Below are 1206 nucleotides of genomic sequence, written 5' to 3'. Positions count from 1 at the left end.
GTCCACGGGAACCACCCCGCGCCGCCGGGCCCCCGCAGCACCGCCGTCCCACCCGCGCCACAGCGCGCGCACCCCGGCGCGCCGGGCTCAACCCGTGCGCAGGAGCGGCAGCGACGCGCCCGCCGTGGTGCCGCGCAGGGCCGCGTGCACGGCGAGCAGCACCCCGGCGGTGCCCGTCGCCAGGTCCATCGACAGGCGCAGCAGTCCGTCCATCGGGAAGGCCAGCCGCCCCTGGAACCGCACCGCGTGCAGCCCCAGCCCGCGCAGCTGGGCCGCGCGCGCGTCCGCCGGGCCGCCGAGGTGGACGAGCGCGTAGAGCAGCCCGGCGTGGCCCTCGAAGAGGCCGGAGGACAGCAGGAGTTCGGTGCCCAGGCCGGCGCGGATCCGGTCCCGCAGCCCGGCGAAGTGCGCGTCCTCGCGGTGCCGCAGATACTCGTGGAGGGCGAGGGCGACGCCCGCGCCGCCCCCGCCGAGCGTGGTCAGCCGGCGCCGTCCCGCGCGCACGTGGACGTGCCGGCCGGGGGACACCCCGCAGTGGGCGAGGTCGCGGGCGAGCGCGGCCTCCGCCCGGCGCAGCCAGCGGTCCTCGCCCGTCTCGGTGAAGAGCCGGCTGAACAGCAGGGCCGGCCCGGACCAGCCCCGCATCAGCCCCGCTGCCGGTACCGGAACGAGAACGTCGTCGTCGAGGCCGCGCGCGAGCCGCGCCGCGAGCCGGGCCGCCGTCCGCACCTCCCCGAAGTGCGCGAAGGCCAGGCCGATCCCGGCGAGCCCGCCGAACAGCCCCGCCCCGCAGTCGCGCAGGTCGAAGGCGGCGAGCCGGGCCAGGGCCGCGCGTGCCTGCTGCGGGCGGCCGAGTTCGTCGAGGACGTAGGCCACGCCCGCGAGCCCGTCGTAGAGGCCCGGCCGGGGCCAGCGGGCCCGTTCGGCCGCCCGTGCCAGCCAGTCCACGTGCCCCTCGAAGCGCGCGCCGCCGCCGTGCCCGGTGCGGTGCAGCGCGTGGAGGACGCCCGCCGCGCCGTAGGCCAGCGCCGCGCCCTGACCGTCGAACTGCCGGACGTCGCCGGGGAAGAGCCGGTCCTCCCGCTCCGGGGTGGCGCTGCGCACGATGGCGTCGCGCAGGGAGTCCAGGGCCTCCTCCCAGTCGCCGGCCGGGCCGTCCGCCGTGCGCGGCCACGCGGGCGCGGGCGGCGGCGCGGGGTCCGGGGG

1 pseudogene is annotated in these 1206 nt (G+C 80.0%); it reads right to left on the bottom strand.

The annotated features are described in order from the left end of the window. Positions 1-87: 87 nt before the first annotated feature. A pseudogene (locus K6I33_RS35165) lies at positions 88-1206 on the bottom strand (lanthionine synthetase C family protein); the annotation flags it as partial.

This window comes from Streptomyces sp. UNOB3_S3, from assembly GCF_020740895.1.
In the GTDB taxonomy this organism is placed as follows: domain Bacteria; phylum Actinomycetota; class Actinomycetes; order Streptomycetales; family Streptomycetaceae; genus Streptomyces.
The sequence above is the reverse complement of the archived record's forward strand: the minus strand, read 5'-3'. Positions and strand labels throughout refer to the sequence as shown.